The 16,449-nt window shown below is 69.6% G+C and carries 15 protein-coding genes; 8 read left to right on the top strand and 7 right to left on the bottom strand.

What is annotated here, in order from left to right; all coding sequences use genetic code 11:
- Positions 1-187: 187 nt before the first annotated feature.
- The 3 genes from ACFYYT_RS34185 (at position 188) to ACFYYT_RS34175 (ending at position 3,139) form a co-directional block, all read left to right on the top strand.
- On the top strand, positions 188-943 hold the full coding sequence (locus ACFYYT_RS34185) for a DUF6545 domain-containing protein (RefSeq protein WP_351827200.1): 756 nt from the start codon (positions 188-190) through the stop codon (positions 941-943).
- Positions 944-1,176: 233 nt separating this feature from the next.
- The gene (locus tag ACFYYT_RS34180; protein WP_351827202.1) at positions 1,177-2,355 is read left to right on the top strand and encodes a family 1 glycosylhydrolase; all 1,179 of its coding nucleotides are present in this window, start codon (positions 1,177-1,179) and stop codon (positions 2,353-2,355) included.
- Between the two features lie 154 nt (positions 2,356-2,509).
- Positions 2,510-3,139, top strand: a complete 630-nt coding sequence (locus tag ACFYYT_RS34175) for an HAD-IA family hydrolase (RefSeq protein WP_351827205.1) — start codon at positions 2,510-2,512, stop codon at positions 3,137-3,139.
- Positions 3,140-3,328: 189 nt separating this feature from the next.
- On the opposite strand, the gene ACFYYT_RS34170 is transcribed toward ACFYYT_RS34175, so the two are convergent.
- Positions 3,329-3,856: a hypothetical protein gene (locus ACFYYT_RS34170; RefSeq protein WP_351827208.1), complete on the bottom strand. Its 528-nt coding sequence runs from the start codon at positions 3,854-3,856 to the stop codon at positions 3,329-3,331.
- Between the two features lie 474 nt (positions 3,857-4,330).
- A complete protein-coding gene (locus ACFYYT_RS34165; protein WP_351827210.1) occupies positions 4,331-4,756 on the bottom strand; it encodes a DUF4259 domain-containing protein in 426 nt (141 codons plus the stop codon).
- 1,357 nt (positions 4,757-6,113) lie between these two features.
- Between ACFYYT_RS34165 and ACFYYT_RS34160 the strand changes: the two genes are divergently transcribed.
- The 4 genes from ACFYYT_RS34160 (at position 6,114) to ACFYYT_RS34145 (ending at position 10,016) form a co-directional block, all read left to right on the top strand.
- Positions 6,114-6,458 (top strand): hypothetical protein, encoded by a 345-nt coding sequence (locus ACFYYT_RS34160; protein ID WP_351827215.1) that lies wholly within the window; start codon positions 6,114-6,116, stop codon positions 6,456-6,458.
- 265 nt (positions 6,459-6,723) lie between these two features.
- Positions 6,724-7,068, top strand: a complete 345-nt coding sequence (locus tag ACFYYT_RS34155) for a hypothetical protein (protein ID WP_351827218.1) — start codon at positions 6,724-6,726, stop codon at positions 7,066-7,068.
- A 69-nt stretch (positions 7,069-7,137) separates the two neighbouring features.
- Positions 7,138-7,836 carry an ABC transporter ATP-binding protein gene (locus tag ACFYYT_RS34150; protein WP_351827221.1) on the top strand — a complete coding sequence of 233 codons (699 nt, stop codon included), beginning with the start codon at positions 7,138-7,140 and terminating at the stop codon, positions 7,834-7,836.
- Complete coding sequence (locus ACFYYT_RS34145) at positions 7,833-10,016, top strand: hypothetical protein (RefSeq protein ID WP_351827224.1); 2,184 nt, start codon at positions 7,833-7,835, stop codon at positions 10,014-10,016. Before ACFYYT_RS34150 ends, ACFYYT_RS34145 begins: the two co-directional genes overlap by 4 nt.
- 389 nt (positions 10,017-10,405) lie before the next feature.
- On the opposite strand, the gene ACFYYT_RS34140 is transcribed toward ACFYYT_RS34145, so the two are convergent.
- Entirely contained in the window at positions 10,406-10,552 is a 147-nt protein-coding gene (locus ACFYYT_RS34140) for a hypothetical protein (RefSeq protein WP_351827227.1), read from the bottom strand.
- 135 nt (positions 10,553-10,687) lie between these two features.
- On the opposite strand from ACFYYT_RS34140, the gene ACFYYT_RS34135 reads away from it, so the two are divergent.
- Entirely contained in the window at positions 10,688-10,951 is a 264-nt protein-coding gene (locus tag ACFYYT_RS34135) for a hypothetical protein (protein WP_351827230.1), read from the top strand.
- A gap of 44 nt (positions 10,952-10,995) precedes the next feature.
- Here the strand turns inward: ACFYYT_RS34135 and ACFYYT_RS34130 are convergent, their stop codons facing one another.
- The 4 genes from ACFYYT_RS34130 to ACFYYT_RS34115 form a co-directional block, all read right to left on the bottom strand.
- The gene (locus ACFYYT_RS34130; RefSeq protein ID WP_351827232.1) at positions 10,996-11,214 is read right to left on the bottom strand and encodes a hypothetical protein; all 219 of its coding nucleotides are present in this window, start codon (positions 11,212-11,214) and stop codon (positions 10,996-10,998) included.
- Positions 11,211-11,567, bottom strand: coding sequence for a relaxase domain-containing protein (locus ACFYYT_RS34125; RefSeq protein WP_351827234.1), 357 nt, complete (start codon positions 11,565-11,567; stop codon positions 11,211-11,213). The genes ACFYYT_RS34130 and ACFYYT_RS34125 overlap by 4 nt, the downstream gene beginning before the upstream one ends.
- 430 nt (positions 11,568-11,997) lie before the next feature.
- Positions 11,998-12,477: a hypothetical protein gene (locus ACFYYT_RS34120; RefSeq protein WP_351827237.1), complete on the bottom strand. Its 480-nt coding sequence runs from the start codon at positions 12,475-12,477 to the stop codon at positions 11,998-12,000.
- Positions 12,478-12,502: 25 nt separating this feature from the next.
- Complete coding sequence (locus ACFYYT_RS34115; protein WP_351827240.1) at positions 12,503-16,342, bottom strand: GDSL-type esterase/lipase family protein; 3,840 nt, start codon at positions 16,340-16,342, stop codon at positions 12,503-12,505.
- Between the last annotated feature and the right edge of the window lie 107 nt (positions 16,343-16,449).

Raw genomic sequence — 16,449 nt, 5'->3', positions numbered from 1 at the left:
AACCATAGTTGGAGCCCGCAGCCACGCGGAAGAGTGTGCCCCGGCGGCCACGGCCGCTGCGGCGCGCTGCGACACCCCGTGTCGCGCAGATCAATCCTGGCGCGTACAACCGCCGGGATCTCCGGCCTGGTGGCGGTCGTCGCGCACGACCGCGGCGAAGGCCGCCCGCGAATCCGGAGACCGGCGGATGACCGCCTGGGTCCTCGGCCGGCACGCCATGGTCAGCCTGAACTACGGCGCCCCCGGGCAGGCCGCCCGCATCGCCACGCAGGCCCGCCAGGAGGCCGGCGCCCGCCGTCGGGCGCGGCCGCCGTCAACGCCTGCGCCTTGGCCGCCACCGGCGACTCCCCGGCGCCCGCCGCGCGGTGGACGACGTCCGCACTTTGGCCGAGCAGCTGGAAGGCGCCGAGTCGGCAGACACCTGGTTCGGGTACCGGCCCAGAAGCACGCGGTCCACCCCTCACAGGCGTACACGCTGCTCGGCCACACCCGCGCCGCGTACCGGGCGCAGGACGACGCCCTGACCCTGTCGTCCTCGCCGTCGGTGATGCCCCGCGCGCTGATCGCCATGGACACCGCCGCGTGCCTGCGCGTCGACGGGCCCGACGACCTTCGTCTGGACCGATGGACCCAGGACATCGCCGACGCCTGCGAGAGGCTCCGCTACCACGCTCCGGAGGGGCTGCTGTGGGCTGCGGAGGAGGCCATGGAGTCGCATGCGGACCCCGAGCCGGCGGCAGAGGCGTATTGGATCAAGACGGCCATGAGGGCGGCCGACACCCGGCAGCCGAGTCACCGTCCTGTACGTCCCCTGCAGGAAAAGCCCTTCACCGACTCGGACAGCGAAGCGGCCTGGCTGGCAAGGGTGAGCGAGGTCTACTCGAGCATTCCTGTGGACCGGGCGGATCAGCTCCTGGAGGATGCCGAGGCGTGGGCGGCCTGAGGGCCGGGTCCCGTCCGCCCGACCACTCCCGAGACCTCTCCGGGCGCCGGCCGGCGCGGAGTCACGGACACTTGTGCGAAGGCACTGCTCGGGCGGTGATACGTTTCCAAAAAAGATCAACTCAGGGAGTGCGTCCCCCCTTCGGTGCACTGGTCACCGTAGATGGCCCGCGTGCCGCGGCGTCTCCCGATGCACATGTGACCACCCAGACGAGACCGATCAGGAGCACCACCATGACCTCGTCCAGCCTCGGCCCCGTCAAATTCCCTCCCGGTTTCAGGTGGGGAACGGCTAGCTCGGCCACCCAGAGCCAGGGCGCGACCCCGGCCGACAACTGGTGGGCGTGGGAAGAGGCCGGCAAGGCTCCGCGCAGCGGTTCCGGTAACGGCTTCGACGAGCTGTATGCCTCCGACTTCCGCCTCCTGGCCGACTGGGGATTCGGCGACCACCGGATGTCGCTCGACTGGGCCCGGCTCGAGCCGTCGCCCGGCCACCGCGACCAGCGGGCCGTCGAGCACTACCGGGAGATCCTCCAGGCGGGCGGCCAGGCCGGACTGAGGATGTGGGGGTGTCTCCTGCACACCGCCCTGCCCGTCTGGTTCGCGGCCGACGGAGGCTTCCTCGCCCCGAAGGCCGCGGCCGCCTGGGCGCGGCACGTCGACTTCGTCGCCGAGACCTTCGGCGACCTCGTCGACGGCTGGATGCCGGTCAACAATCCCGCAGGCTACGCGGAAAAGGCCTACCTGCGCGGTACCTTCCCTCCCGGCCACACCTCCCAGGAGGAGTTCCTCACCGTCCTGCAGGCCGTCCACCAGGCGGAATTCGAGGCCGCGCTGCGTCTGCGTCAGACCGGGAAGCCCACCTCCACCAACGAAGCCCTGGTCTCCCTGCACCCGGCGGACACGAGCGCCGACGCCGCCGGAGTCACCGCCCTCATCGACGCCGTCCTCTGGGGCACCTGGCTGAACCTGGCCCGGACCCCGCGCTACGAGGACGCCTTCGACCAGTACGGCTTCAGCTACTACTTCGCCGCCGCGGTCGACTCGTCCGCGAACCTCCTGCCCCACCCCGCCGGGCACCCCGTGGGCCCCCAGGGCTACGCCCGCTGGGCGCCGGGCCTGGGCGAGGTCCTCTCCCGCCTGCACGCCGAACTGCCCGGCAAGAAGTTCCTTGTCGCCGAGATCGGCCTCGGCGACAAGGATGACGCGCAGCGGGCGGCGTACCTTCCGGCCGCCCTGGAACAGGTCCGTGCCGCCATGGCGGGAGGCATGGACATCACCGGCGTGCACCTGTGGACCGGCGTGGACAACTACGAATGGCTGGACGGCCACACCGTCCCCTTCGGCTTGTTCGACCGCGACCGGACCCCGAAGCCGAGCGCACGCGTGGTCCAGTCCTTCATCCGCGCCTGACAGCTCCCGCGCAGCGTAGGCGCAACACCTTTCTTCCCGGACCCACAGCCCCACACAGCTGCCGGCGCCCACGACCCAGTTGCCGGCCCATCGTAGGGGTGTGTGCCCAACGCCCCGGGCGCGCGCCCCAAACCTCATTTCTCAGGAGTTTCACATGTCTCACCGCAGCGGCCTCGTCCTCGATTTCGGCGGGGTGCTCACCACACCGCTGCTGCCGGCCGTGCTGGCCTTCGAGCAGCGCGAGGGGCTGGCGAGGGGCGCGTGCCTCAAGGCGCTGTACATGGATCCCGAAGGGGTTCGACTCACCCACGAGCTGGAACGCGGCACGCTCACCCAGACCGACTGGAACGAAGCCGCCGCCCCCAAGCTTGGGGTCTCGCCGGACAACCTGATGGGCCGGATATTCGCCGACCTGCGGCCCGAACAGACTCTGATCGACGCGGCCGCCGCAGCCGTGCGGGCCGGGATCAAGGTCGGCATATTGTCGAATTCGGTGGGGCTCACCCCGTGGAACCTCTACGACGGCTACGAGCTGGAGACTCTTTACCACGGTGTGGTCATCTCCGAGTGCCACGGAATGCGCAAGCCCGACCCGGAGATCTTCGAGGTCATGCTGAAGCTCCTGGACATGGCGGCCGAAGAGTGCGTGTTCGTCGACGACACCGAGGAGTACGTACGGGCGGCGGAGAAGCTCGGCTTCTCGGGAGTGCACGCTCTCCAGCCTGAGCAGACCGTCTCCCGGCTCGAAGACCTGCTGGGCGTGCCCCTGACCGACGCCTGCTGACCCGGTCCCACGGCCGGCTCGCAGATTCCGAGGAACGCAGAGGAGCAACACTCAGCCGGACCTCGCGGTGGCTCCCCCGGGTGCCGACGCCGCCGGCCGGGCGCACTGGAAGTGCGGGGAAGCCGGGAGGGGCTGGACAGAACCTCCCGGCTTTTCGATGTGGCAGGCGGTGTCGTCCGGCCCTCCGATTTACTTCGGCCCCAGCACGTCCGGCAGTCTGTGCTTGAGCTCCCCCACAATCTCGTTGATCTTGGCCATGGTTTCGGCCGACAGCCCACCGGCGTTGCCTCGGGCGGACAGGGCGAGGATCTGCCCCTGCCGGATCGAGGCCAGGAACCGCACGGCGTCGAGGAACTCGCCGGCCCTCGGGCTGAACTCCGCGTCGTCCTTGAAAAGCTCGACGTCGACCTGGAGGGCATGGGCCAGGCCTTCGCGCACCGCAGGCGAGACATCGGTGATGTGTCCGGCGCGCAGGCCGGCGATGACGTCCGCGGTGATGGTAGCGCCGACATGTTTGCTGACCGTCGAAGCGATCTCCGCGTCGGACGGGGCCGCCTGCTCCCCATAGCCGTGCCGCACCAGGAAGTCGATCTTCTCCCCAACCGTCCGGGGGGCGCTCGGTCCGCTCCCGGCAGGTGCGGCGGGAACCGGTGCGGCGTCCATCCCGAACGAACGGTCCTGGGCAGCGAGCAACTCGTCCGAGGTCACCTTGTGCATGGGCCGGATGCTAGTGGTGCGACCAGGGGGTATCACTGAGAGGATCCGAGCGCTCGATCCCGGTACTCCTGGAATTCCTCCCAGCCTGACGTCTGCCCAGGGGCTATCAGGTCCCCATTTGCACAGTCGAGCACTTCGCACCGCAGAGCCTCGGCAAGACGGAAGACGTCCGTCACCACGTCGCCGCCGGAGCCCCGGATGTGGAGCATGATCGAGTCCACCGGATCTTGCGAGCCGATGTTGAGTTCGACGGACCAAGTCGGGCCGGAAAGCTCGCCCCAGGCTGGGTCCGAGAGGTCAGCTTCGGGGCAAGCCTGAGTAGCAGCTGCGAGTACGTCGTCACGCCGGCCGAGCGGCTCCGGGGTGTAGTCAGCGGGGATCTCGTGCACAGAGGTGACATCGGCGGGTAGACGCATGAGAAGGACATCCAGCTCATAGTGACCTTCCGGTAGGACGGGTGCGGGTCGGAGTGGGTCAAACCAGGCTGAGCTGTTCTCCCGATGGTTTTGGCAGGAGCACGTTCTGCAGGCGACGGATGTTCGCGCGCCAAGGCCCGCCATCAGACTCGGCCCATAGGTCCATCAGTTCCGACGGTTCGGTCATGATGCGGTCGAGGGCCTGAAGAGCGAGGTCGCGCAGGCCAGTGAGATCCGGGAGGGGCTCTTCCGGCCCATAGATTGGATCGGCCGGCTCACCCCCGGGGCACTGCGCCCCGACGAGCACGGCCGCGGCTACGGCTACCTCGGATTCGGGTGCTTCGAGGTAAGCCGCGGTGTCGATCACACGTGTGAGAGCACTCCGGACGATGCCCTCACGTTCGCCTGCAGCTACCTCATCAAGGTCACCGCCAAAGTCCGCTGCGGTGTCGTTGTCGAAGGGGCCGACGTCCCAAGTACCCATGGTCTCTCCTGATCACGATGCTGACCGAGGCATCCTGACAGAGGCCACTAACAGAAGCCGTGCAGTCCATCCGCGATGGCTTCTCTGCCCGAGTCGAGTCGGGGTGCCGGCAAGGTCAGTCGTGCCGGGCGAGCTGGGCGGCGGCGAGCAGAATTTGCGGCGGGGGCGGGAATGAGGGCGGCATCGGGAAAGGCGCCGGGAAGGAATCTGCCCGGTGGTGAGCCGACCATGGGGCCTGTGGCCAGTGTGCTCAGCAGCGGTCGAGTCGTCGGTCCTGACCAGCTGCTCGCATTCCAGCTACCAGCGGGGGGTAACTCGTGGGCGCCGAGTCGGGGGCCGCCGCTTCAGTGATGTGGTCAGCGGCGTCACCGAGACCGGCGAGCTCGAATGCGGTGAGGACGGCTCCCAGGCTGTCGGCCGGCCAGGCGCGGACGATCGTCTCGTCCGGGACTGACCAGCCGGCCATGTGGATCTGGAGCGGCAGCCACTCCGCTGGGAAGACGCGCGTCCGCTTCAACTCCTCCATCCAGTCGCGCAAGCCGAAGCCCCGCCGAACTTCGCGAGTACGGCGGCCACAGCGGCCTCGGTCGCCTGGTGGACGTGCGGCTCCGGGCGCGACGGCGCAGCAGGTACTGCCGGAATTCGGCCCGGCGGGGGGCGGCCGCCTCGTCCGCGGAGGGAGTCGGAGGGACGGCCGTAGGGCGGTCGGGGCGCTCAGGGTGGGAGGAGTCGAGGGGGCCGCCGGGTCGAGCAGAATCGGCGCCAATGGAACCGGCACGGTCGCGGGGAACACGGGGAAATCCCCTGCGCCGATCGCGCGCAGCCGTACCCCGACCTCGCCCGCCGAACCGGGCCGGTCGTCGGGCTCTTCGGCGAGCCGGTCGAGGAGCAGGAGGTCGAGTTCCGCCAGGACCGCGGCGGTGGCCTCCGGGCCGGCCGGCCGCGCAGGTTCGGTGAGATGCCGCAGCATCAGCGGCGCCGGGTTCCCCACCTCATCGCCTGTCGCCGAGTCGAGTGGTCGCCGCCGACCCCGTTCATGTGAGGTTCGTGCCGGCCTCGGTGCCGGGGTCCGAGTCGTTCGGCGGTACATGAGGCCTGTTAGCACGGGGGACCTCCGCCGCATGGACGCGGTCGAGGTCGGCTGGCGGAACGGTGAGATCCACGAGCGCAGATTCGGTCAAAGGACGGTCTCGGAGCCTCGGGCGTGGCCATATATGCGATCTTCGCTTGCGCAACTCGAATGGCCGTGCGAGGTTCGTTGGCGGTCATGCCCCGCCCGACAACGGGCTGGGGGTGGCTGTTCACCGCACCTGCCCTTTTGTTCGTTCGTGCCCAGCACCTTCAGAAGGAGTCAAAGATGCGAAAGCGCGCCGGCCTCCTAGCCGCGCTCATGGCGAGCACTGCCCTGCTCGCTGTTGCCGCCCCCGCTGCCCAGGCCAAGGTCTGCGCGTACAACAGCTGCTCCAGCGCCTACTCGGACTGGCAGGGCGTCGTTGCCTGTGACGGCGACGCCGACGGCAATGCCGTCGCGAGCAACTTCTACCGGGACAACGGTGAACACGGCGAGGTTGTCGCGTACGGGGGCAAGGGCAACTGCGCGGAATCCGGCGCAGTCGCCTGGAACCGTGTCTACCGCCACCAGGCACACCAAATACGTGACTTCGCCCCTGACGCCTGGTCCAGCTGGGAGTACCGGTACTAGCCCCCAGCCGGCGGGACGGATGGTGATGCGCTGTCCTGGGGAGTCGTCATGCCCGGATCATGGGAATCTCCCATCGCCGATCGTCCCGGATGCACCGGCAGCGGCCACGTGATCTGTGCTTCCGCAATCCGTAATCGACATGTCGTACAGACTTGTCGGCGACACCGCCGCCGCCCACGCAGCACACGGCAGCGAGCAGGTATCCGCATGCCCTCTCTGCTCCCTACCTCCCCATCTCAGCACCTTCAGAACCAGAAGGAGAACGATGCGAAAGCGTGCCGGCATCCTGGCCGCACTCATGGCCAGTACGGCCCTTCTCGCCGTGGCCGCACCTTCGGCCCAGGCGAGGGTCTGTGCGTACAACAGCTGCTCCACCGCCATCTCCGGCTGGGCGGGCGTCATGGCGTGCGACGGTGACGCCGACGGCAACGCCGTCGCCAGCAACTACTACCGCGACCAGGGACAGCACGGAAACGTCATTGTCTACAGCGGGAAGGGCAACTGCGAGACCTCGGCCACCTTCCCCACCGACCTGATTTACCGCCACCAGGCCCACCAGATACGCGACTTCGCTCCCGACGCCTGGTCCGCCTGGGAGTACCGCTACTAGGACAGACTCGACCGGTGGCGGCGGTGCCCGGGCCGCCGCCGGTCGTGCTGAAGCCCGCAAGGAGAAGCCGTGTCCTCACCCCGCCCCGCCGCCGTCACCTCCACCGCAGCCCTGTCCGCACGGGGCCTGCGCTACCAGGTGGACGGCCGGACCATCCTCGACGCACTGGACCTCGACGTGCCGCCGGGCACGAGCGTGGCCGTCACGGGACCCAGTGGATGCGGCAAGTCCAGCCTGCTCAACTGCCTCGCCGGAATCACCCTCCCGGCTGCCGGGAGGATCACCGTCGCAGGCCACGACATCACCGCCGCCTCCCCCTCCCGCCGTGCCGCCCTGCGGCTGGCCCACGTCGGGATGGTCTACCAGTTCGGCGAGCTGTTACCCGAGCTGACGGCGCTGGAGAACGTGGCCCTGCCCGCGCTCATGTCCTCGGCGCACCCCCGAGAGGTGTACCGGCGGGCCGAGGAGCTGCTCGGGGAACTCGGACTCGCGGATCGGCGTACGTCTGCCAGCGCCACCCTGTCCGGTGGCGAGCGGCAGCGCCTCGCCGTGGCCAGAGCGCTCATCGGCTCCCCGGACGTGATCCTGGCCGACGAGCCCACCGGAGCCCTGGACGGCAAGGCGGCCAAGGCCGTGGCGGAACTGCTCTTCGCCCTGCCCGCACAGCGGCAGTGCGCGCTGGTCGTCGTCACGCACGCTCCGGCGGTGGCCGAGCGGGCGGACGCCGTGCTGACCCTTGCCGACGGGAAGCTGGAGGGCGCCCGGTGACGTCCGCAAGCGGCACCGGCACGCGTCTCCTGTGGACTCTGGGATCGCGCATAGCCCGTACCCGGGGCGGGTCGGCGCACCGTGCGGCTCTCACGCTCGCCGCGCTGCTCGCCCTGGTCACCGTATGGGGCGTGGTGGCCGCGCACACCGTCCACGACCGGCGGGATGCCCGCATGACCGCCCGCAACCCGGTCCCGGTGGCCGCGGACGCGGCCCGGGCCCGTTGGTGGGAACGTCCCGACGCGGTGGGCGAGCGCGCGGTCTCCGTGGTCTACGTAAGGCCCCTGGCCCCCGCCGTTCACCCGCCTCCCGGTCTCCCGCGCTGGCCCGAGCCCGGCGAGGCCTTCCTGTCCCCCGCCCTCGCGGAGGCCGCCCCGGCCCGGTACGGGCGCCCGGCAGGCAGGATCTCCCCTGCGGGCCTGGCCGACGGCACCGAGCTGGTGGCGTACGTCAACCCGGCCGTGGACGGGTTCTTCGACGAGGTCGACGAACCCACCTCCTTCATCTCCGGATTCGGCAACCGGCAGCATCACATGTTCTTCGTGAGCTCCCACCAGTTCGACCGGGGTCTCGCCGAGCTCTACCTGATCGTGGCGCTGATCGCGGGAGTGCCCGTGGTGGCCCTCGTGCTCGTGGCGGCCCGCAGCCGCTCGGAGGTGCGCGAACGGCGCCTGCTGCTCCTCGACGCGCTCGGGATCCCGGTGCGGGGCCGGGCTGTCGTGGTGGCCGCGGAGGCCGCACGGCCACTCGGGTGGGGGATCCTCGGCGGGTGCGTGCCGGCGCTGACGGTCTCGGTGACCTCGTTGGTGCTGCCGTTCACCGGCTACCGGGTGTGGGCCGAGGACCTGCGGGCCGCACTGGTGTGGCTTCCCTTGTGCGCGGCCGGGACGTTCGCCGTGCTGCTGGGGGTGAGCGTGGCCGGCTGCCTCGTCCGCCGCCGGCGCGAGGGGGCGGCCCCGGCCCGCCCGGGCGCGGCCGGAGGTGGCCGGTGGCCGGGGGTGGTGTTCGTCTGCGCCGTCGTGGTGGCGGGGTGGGGGTCGGAGCACCGGCACACCGAGGGGAAGGTCGCCTTCGCGGTCGGAGCCATGGCCGCGCTGATCGTCCTCCCCTACGCCACCGCCCGGCTGGCCCGCCTCATCGGCGGGCGCCTCGCCCGCAGCGGCGGCAGGAGCGGGGACGCCGCGCGGATCGTGGCGGGGCGATGGCTCGCGGCCCGGCCGCAGGCGCTGGCCCGGCTCAGCGCGGCTCTGGTCGTCGGCCTCGGCATCATCGTCATCGGTCAGGTCGTCACCACCCAGTTCGCCGGACCCGCCGAGGCCGCCCGAGCCCGCCACGACGCCGCGGGCGGGGCGCTGATCCAGGTCAGGTCCCGCAACATCCCCGCCACCGCCGACGGGTTCGTCGCGGCCCTCGGCGCCGACCGAGTGGTGCGGTACTCCCCCGACCCGGGCGGGGCCGGGCTGCGACTGACCGGCACCTGCCGGAGCCTGGCCGCGCTCGGCGCCGTCACCGCCTGTCCGACGGAGCCCGTCGGCGTGGAGCGGTCGTTCGCCGGGCTGTCGCCGCTGGGCCGGGACGTGCTCGCATCGCGGGAGATGCTGCCCGCCCCGCCGGTCGCGGTGTGCGCGTGCGGCGCTCCCGTGGAAGGGGACAAGGCCCTGTTCGGGTTCATCGTCGTCAACCGCGACGGTGCGGCGGGCGTGGACGCGGTCGAACAGGCGGCGTACCGGCACCTGATCGGCCCCATGACCGCGCAGCCGGGCCAGTCCTGGTACCTGGGATCGGCAGCCCAGGCGGCCCAGGTGCGCTGGCTGCTGGACGTCGGGCTCCTCGGCATCGCGGCGCTGGCGGCCGCGGGCGCCCTCGGAGCTGCGGGCGTGTTCATCGAACAGTCGCAGGCGCTAGGCCCCTTGGCCTCGTACCAGACCGGACGGGGCTTCTACCGGCGAATCGCCCTGTACAACCTCGCCCTGCCCCTGATGGCGGTCGGAGTCGTCGGAGTGGGAGCGGCGGCCCTGCTGGGCGGCTTGATGATCAATCTGGGCAAGGGCGGCTGGATGTCCGTGGGCCTGCTCGGCGCCGGGCTCACCGCAGTGGCCGTCTCGGGCCTGGCCGTGGCCTGGACATGCGGGCGCACAGCTGCGATCCATGCCTCCTCCTGGGCACCGCGGGCCGACTGAGACGATGCCCGGCCGATTCCGCCTTCCCTTCCCGGGCGGTCTTCGGCTTCCGGGGCCGCCTCCACATCGACTCCAGGCTGGCGGTGGCCCATCCCCGGCGGCGCGCGTCTGGGCGACATCACTCAGCCGGCGGCGGCTTCGAGCCCCGGGGTCGGCGACGGGTGGTGGTCAGGCGATTCCGCCGGTGGATGCGGTCCTGCCCCGCGCGGGCTGGACAGGCTGCTGTATGCGCGGCGGTGGGGCGGCTCGCAACGTGGGTCGACAACCAACGCCGCGGGGCCGCCACACTTGCACCGGAGCGGGTCGAGTTGCTCTCCGAGGTCGGGATGTGGCGGGCGTGACGGGCGTCGTGATCGTCGCTGCAGTGGCCGTGCTCGCCGAGGAGTTGCTCAGGCCTCGCGGCCCTGCTGGTGGGTGGTGACGTCTTCCATCGCGCGGCCAGTACGGCGAGCCGCGCGCAGCCGGGCGGCGAGCATGGTGGACGCGATGACCGCGCGGTCGTGGTGCGACGGGATGCGGGCATGTCCCCCCTCCACACACACATCCCGCGGCAGGTGGAATGTGTGTGTGGTGTTGGGGCTGGCCGGGGGGCGGGTGATGTTCGGGTCAGGTACGGTCGCAGGCCGGCGTCAGCGGCTGGGTGGCGGGGTGGGCAGGACCAGGCAGGCGGTGTGGAGGCGGCAATCCGGCATGAAACCACGTACGGTCTTGGGTTCGCGGATATCCATGCAGTGCGCGGCGAGGGCTGCGTCCATGGCCTGGTCGTCCGGGCCGGGGTCGCGGCGGCGACCGCGGAGTACGAGGGCGAGGTGACGGCGGGCTTCGGCGAGCGGGTACCGGCGGCGGAAGCACCCGCCGCCGTTCATCACGAGCACGGCCACGTGACGTCGACGGCCGTGGCGCGTGCGTGCTCGAAGAGCGAAGTGATGACGTAGGAGGCAACGCCAGAGCTCAGGATGGCGTTCGATTTCCACCATTGTCACAGCTGCGCGTATGGCCGGATCTTGCGAGCGGCGATCTGGTTCATCTTCGTACGGGCCTGCTCCGGGACCGCCGACGCGAACGTCGGCTCGCCGTTGTCGTCGGCGGCGGTGATGTACTCGCGCTCCGGTCCCTTGCGGCACGCCTCGATCTGCTGCCCGCGCCGCCTGTAGTCCAGGCGATCAGCTCCTGCGCGATCCCCCGTGATCTCCTTCAACGGTCGGCGCCGACATTTACGGTGCTCGGCTCAGTAGCCAGACCGAGCCACTGGCAGGCCTCGGCGGCCAGCAGCTCGTTGTAGAGCGCGGCGGCAGCGACTGTCTTCCCCAAGAGGAACTCGGAGTGGGCCGAGCCCCACTTCCCGCCCGGGCGCTGTCCCTTGATCGACAGCAAAAGGTCGTCGTGGAGCAAGGGCATCCCGGCCCGCGATTCGTAGTGGCGGAAGCGGGCGGCGGCCTGCCCGCCGGACGGCCTCAACCGGTAAACGCCGTCCTTGGCGAACCGGCTCACCGTGACGTGGTCCTCGATCCACTCCAGCACCCGCTCGATCTCGGGCGGGCGCCGCCTCATTCGCCGGGCGGCTCTCCTCGTCCCCGGCTCCCGCGGGAGGTTGATCGTCGGATGCGGCCGGAAGAGGATGTCGACGCCGGTAACGGTCAGCCGGCGCTCCACTGCCCCGGCCCGCCGTGCCACCCTGAGGGAATCCCCTGCTGCGATCCGGTCAGCCCACAAGTCGCTCGGCGTCCGGGGGCGGGCCTCCCTCACGGAAAGGCCGGCGCGGTTGCTCCTCGGTGGCCTCCACTCCCGCCACCAGCCCGAGGTCCCGTAGGGCTCCCGCCGGTCGGTGGCGGCAGGCCGCGCCGGGGAGGGCCGGCCACCAAGCGGAGGGTGAGATCCCGGCATCGTGTGTGGCGGTCACCCATTCATGGAGGTCGGCGTGCCGGACGCCCTACCGGTCATACGCCGCCCCGCGGCCGGCAGCTCCGTGGGCCACGCGCTCTCAGCCGGCTGGCAGGCCTGATGAGGGCGCAGCCGGGTGTGCCGAAGGAGCACACGCTCCGTCGTCACGGATCGTCCTGAGGGTCGTCTGAGGCCCCAGAGGCAGGCTCAGCACGAAGGACCAGCACTCCTGTTCGAGGTTGGCATCCACGAAATGTGCCGACGCTCGTACCTCTTGCGCGTCACGCCGCACGGTCCAGTGGCCGCCCTTGTTCGCTGCCTGGATCTCCTCGTCCGTCAGGGTGCCGTCTCCAGCCGCTGTCAGCAGTGCCTGACCGGTCGCCGTCTTGTCGTGTTCCAGTTGCCACTGTGTGCGGCTGCGCTGGGCCTCGGGGAGAGTCCTCCCCAGCCACCAGAGCAGGCTTCCGATCACGGCAAGTGCCGCGACGACCAGGAAGAGGAGAACGGCGACCCCCATCCGCACGGCCAGACGGCCGGTGGACGAGGGTCGCCGCGAAGGTGGTGTCTGAGGGAAGGTCACGAAGACCAGACTGCACGGCGCTTTACTATCCTGTATAGCCGATCTCTTGCAGTCGCTTGGCCATCACTGACGCGTATCCGGTCGTGCCCGCCGACTTGGGGTGGAACGATTCGCGACTCAGGCAGGCCTCCGGCAGCCAGTCGTGTGTGCACTGGCCACCAGCCTTTGTCACGGGATCTCCCTGGTGGAAGTCGCCGTCTCCGTTGGGCCCGACAACGATCTTGTTGATCCACTCGGGTTCGTCGCAGCCACTGTGGCCGCCGAAGGCGGCCACTGGGTTGGCGTAGGCGATGTTCCAGCCAGCGGCCACCTTCTGGCTGACGAGATCGTTCTGCTTCCCGTTGGCGTAGTTGACCAACTCGGCCAGGGCTCGCGCCTCAGGCATTTCGAAATACAGAGAGCCCGCACACTTGACCGAAGTACTGAGGAGCTCCGGGTACCCCATGAGAACGATCTTCGCGTGAGGCGCCTTGCTCCTGATGTCCTGGAGGGTGGTCGTCACGTTGGGGATCATGTCGTCGTCGATGATCCCCTTGTATTTGGGCATGAAGCCGGAATCCTCGTTGCAGTTCTTTCCCATCCCGGCGCAGTCCGTCATCGCCCCCGCGAAGCCTCCGCGGTCATTTCCCCCGAGCGTGAGCATGACGAGCGTCGTGTCCTCCGACAGCACTCCGGAATCAACCTGGTTGATCTCTCGGAATTGCCCTTCCTCGAATGCTTGTGATTGGGGTGTGTACCCGGTGCTCCAGACGTTCCTGGTCATCGCTCCGGAGCATGCGACAAAGCCGAGCTCCGCGGATGGGCTCCAACTGTCCGCTTGAGCACCCAGCGTTGCCGACTGCCCGGGAAGCGTGAGCTTCCTTGCCCAGGCGTTGTCGCTGCGCCTGCAGGCGCTCCAGTTCGGCTTGCCGTGGTTGGCGTCCGACTCGGGGGAGTACGAGCCCGCGCCTTCGCCCGAGGTATACGAGTCCCCCAGGACCGCGACCATGTGCTGGGGCTTGGCGGCGAGCGGCTGGAACGCCACGGCGTCCCATGCGACGTCCTGGTCGGCGGTTCCGTCGGCGGTCTCATTGCCGAGGCTGACCCTCGGGGTGCCCTTGAACTGGTACGTGCCCAGTGAAACCCAGCGGTTGGACCGGAAGTTCTGGTTCAGGTACCGGGTGCGTGTGGTGCCGTCCCCGAGACCGATCGTATATCTGGCCTGGTGGGTCTCAGCACCGGTGTCGGGCAGGTGGACCAGGACGCGGGCCCACTGGTTGAGGTCCCGGTTGAGGCTCCAGGTACCGGTGACGCGCATCTGGGTGATGCGGCTGTCCCCGCCACGGGTGTGGGCGAACCAGAAGTGGGAGCCAAGGCCGCCTCCCACCTGGTGCAGGTCTTCCTTGCCCTCGTACGTCGTGGTGGATCCAGAGCTGGGCGCGAAATCCCAGGTCAGCGATCCTGCACTCGTCCACGGCTTGCCACAGCCCGCCCTCATGGTGGGTACGCCCGGCGCCACGTCATCGATGACCAGCGCGCCTGCGGGAATCCCGGAGAGCGAGCAGTTGGGCTGGCCGCTGCTGCCGCGCCCGAGTTCGGCGCGGAGCGTCTTGTACGTCAGGGTCTCGTTCCCGCAGGAAGCCGGGCAGTCCTTCCACCTGACATCGGAGTGGTACCAGTACTGCTTGTAGCAGTACTCGGTGCCGCACTGTGGAGGGCTGCCGGCACTGCAGCCGTTGGTGGCGTTGCAGAAGGTGTCCAGTGGAGGCTTGATGGCCCCGGTACGGGAGGCGACGTCGGCCCACCACGCAGCCTGGTACCCGTGAGTGTTCCCGCTGTTCTGCTGACCCGCGTCGCTGTAGGAACGGCCTGTGTCAATGGGAAAGGCGGCCCAGCCCATCACCTTCTCCGGGTAGGGCCACTTCTGGGGTGTGGCGGCGTCCGCGTAGTGATTGTTGTCAAGGAAGGCGTTCCGGTCGGCCGGATACTTCGGGTTGGCCGGGTTGTTGAGCCACCCCAGCCCCCACTTGCCCTGCGCGTCCGGTTTGTTGAAGCCGAGATTATAGTTCCACACCGCGGCGAACCAGTTCTCGATGTACTTCGGATCGTCGTTGTTGACCTTGATCGTCTGGCCAGGGATGTGGAGTTCGCTCCACTTGTCGGACAGGGTCTGCGCTGCCACGGCGATGTTCGCCGCATAGTCCAGCGCCACCGCGCGCTGCTTGTCCGCAGACATCGCCGGCGGCTTGCCGGGCTCCTGGACACGGCCCGGAACGCTCATGCCGTCGGTCTGCTGACCGATGCCGTAGCCGCAGTCGGCCTTGGCCCAGTTGACCGTCCAAACCTTCTCGGGGTCGTATCCGGTCGTGCCAGGGTAGATGTTGGTGCCGTAGAAGTTGCCGACCACCGGATTGCCCGTCTGACCGGGCAGAGCGTGGTACGACGCCTGCCAGAGGTTGGATTCCTGGGCGAGTACGCCGAGCAGTACCTGCGCGGGGATGCGGCTGCCGGCGGGGCCGCCTATAAGAGCGGACTGGGGGAACATCGCCGACGGCGCGACTGCGGTACCGAGCCCGTCCTCCGCCCGCCAGCCGCCCTGGGCCACGTAGTTGCTGGTCAGGTTTCCCCGGATGGCCATGTCGGCAGCCCATTCGACCTGATTGGGCGTAGGCTGCAGGGCCTGCTGGGCCGGGTCGTTGCGAGGGACCGCGCATGTGCGTTCCGGGTCGTACGTCGTGTTCGAGGAGTCTGTCGCCTGAGCCCGTACCGCTGCCGACGGGGAAGTCGAGGCCGATGTCTTCGGCCCATTGGCCAGCGCCGGCGATCGGACGCCCACCGTGGCGGCGGGCGACTGCGGGACCGTGAAAGCCAGCTGCTTGTCAGTGCCCGGCACATGGGCGTCGATCCGGAACGGAGCCCCCTCGGCAGGATCGACGGGAGCCAGCGGTTGTGCCACGTGAGTACGCAGGCTCGAGGACACCGCGGTGTCCAGGACGAGGCGGCCGTGCGACGAGGTGGTGGCTCCGACCTCGGCCTTGAGGGGTTTGACGACGGCGGGCAGCGTGGCGAGCGTCTGGGGCGTGCCGGTCAGGAAGAGACGCCCCTGCGTGCCGGCCGTCAGGCTCAGCTTGCCGAGCCCGCCCTTGGCGAGCTCGGTCGTCCTTCCGGCGACCGCCCGCTTGACGCTGACCTCGTCGCCCCGGCGGTCGAGGAATCCGACTCCTCCCTCGGCATCCGGGTGAATGTGAAAGGCAGGTCCCGAGGTCTTGGCGATGAGTTCGGCGTGACCGTCGCGGCCGACGCGGGTCAGCCGGTCACCGATGGCTGTGACGACGCCTTCCTGGACCGGGACGGCGGAAGTCGCCTGCCCGGCCACTGTGAAATCGCCTGTGACGGTTCCCGTGCCGGTGTCCACACTGAGGAACCGGGTCTTTCCGACTTCCTCGTCTGCGGCTTGAGTGAGAACAGCGGTCTCCCCCGTGCCACAGCCGGGGTTGAAGTAGGCGAGTGAGGACTGTTGGGCCAGCTTGGTGACCGTACGTTTCTCCAGATCTACGACGGCGGTGAAGGCTCCCCGGTCGAAGAGCATCGGCTTGTTGGTGAATGTCCGGGGGGCGTAGGCGACGACAGCGCGTCTGCCGGATCCGGTGACGCAGATGTTGCCGATCCAGGCATCAGAGTCGAATCCGTCCTCCCGCAAGGTCGCGACCTCGCCCCATTGGTAGGCCGTCGTGCTGTCCGCTGCCAGTACGTGGAGGCCCTCTGCGTCACCGAGGACCGTTACGACCCGGTCGGGCGAGGTCCGCCAGTCCTTCGGTAAGACGCTGTCGGGGTCCGCGACCCTCGATGTGTCCTCCTGCCCCGGCTCAGGCTGACCGGTCCGCACGAGGCGGCCTGCGTCCGCGGCTGTGGAAGGACTCGGTTGGGGTCCTGCCCAGGCCACTCCAGGTGGCAGCGCTCCGGCCGTCAGAGCCGCTACTGCGAAGGCTGTCC

Origin of the sequence: Streptomyces sp. NPDC002032, from assembly GCF_042890765.1 — a bacterium.
Lineage (GTDB): Bacteria > Actinomycetota > Actinomycetes > Streptomycetales > Streptomycetaceae > Streptomyces.
The sequence above is the reverse complement of the archived record's forward strand: the minus strand, read 5'-3'. Positions and strand labels throughout refer to the sequence as shown.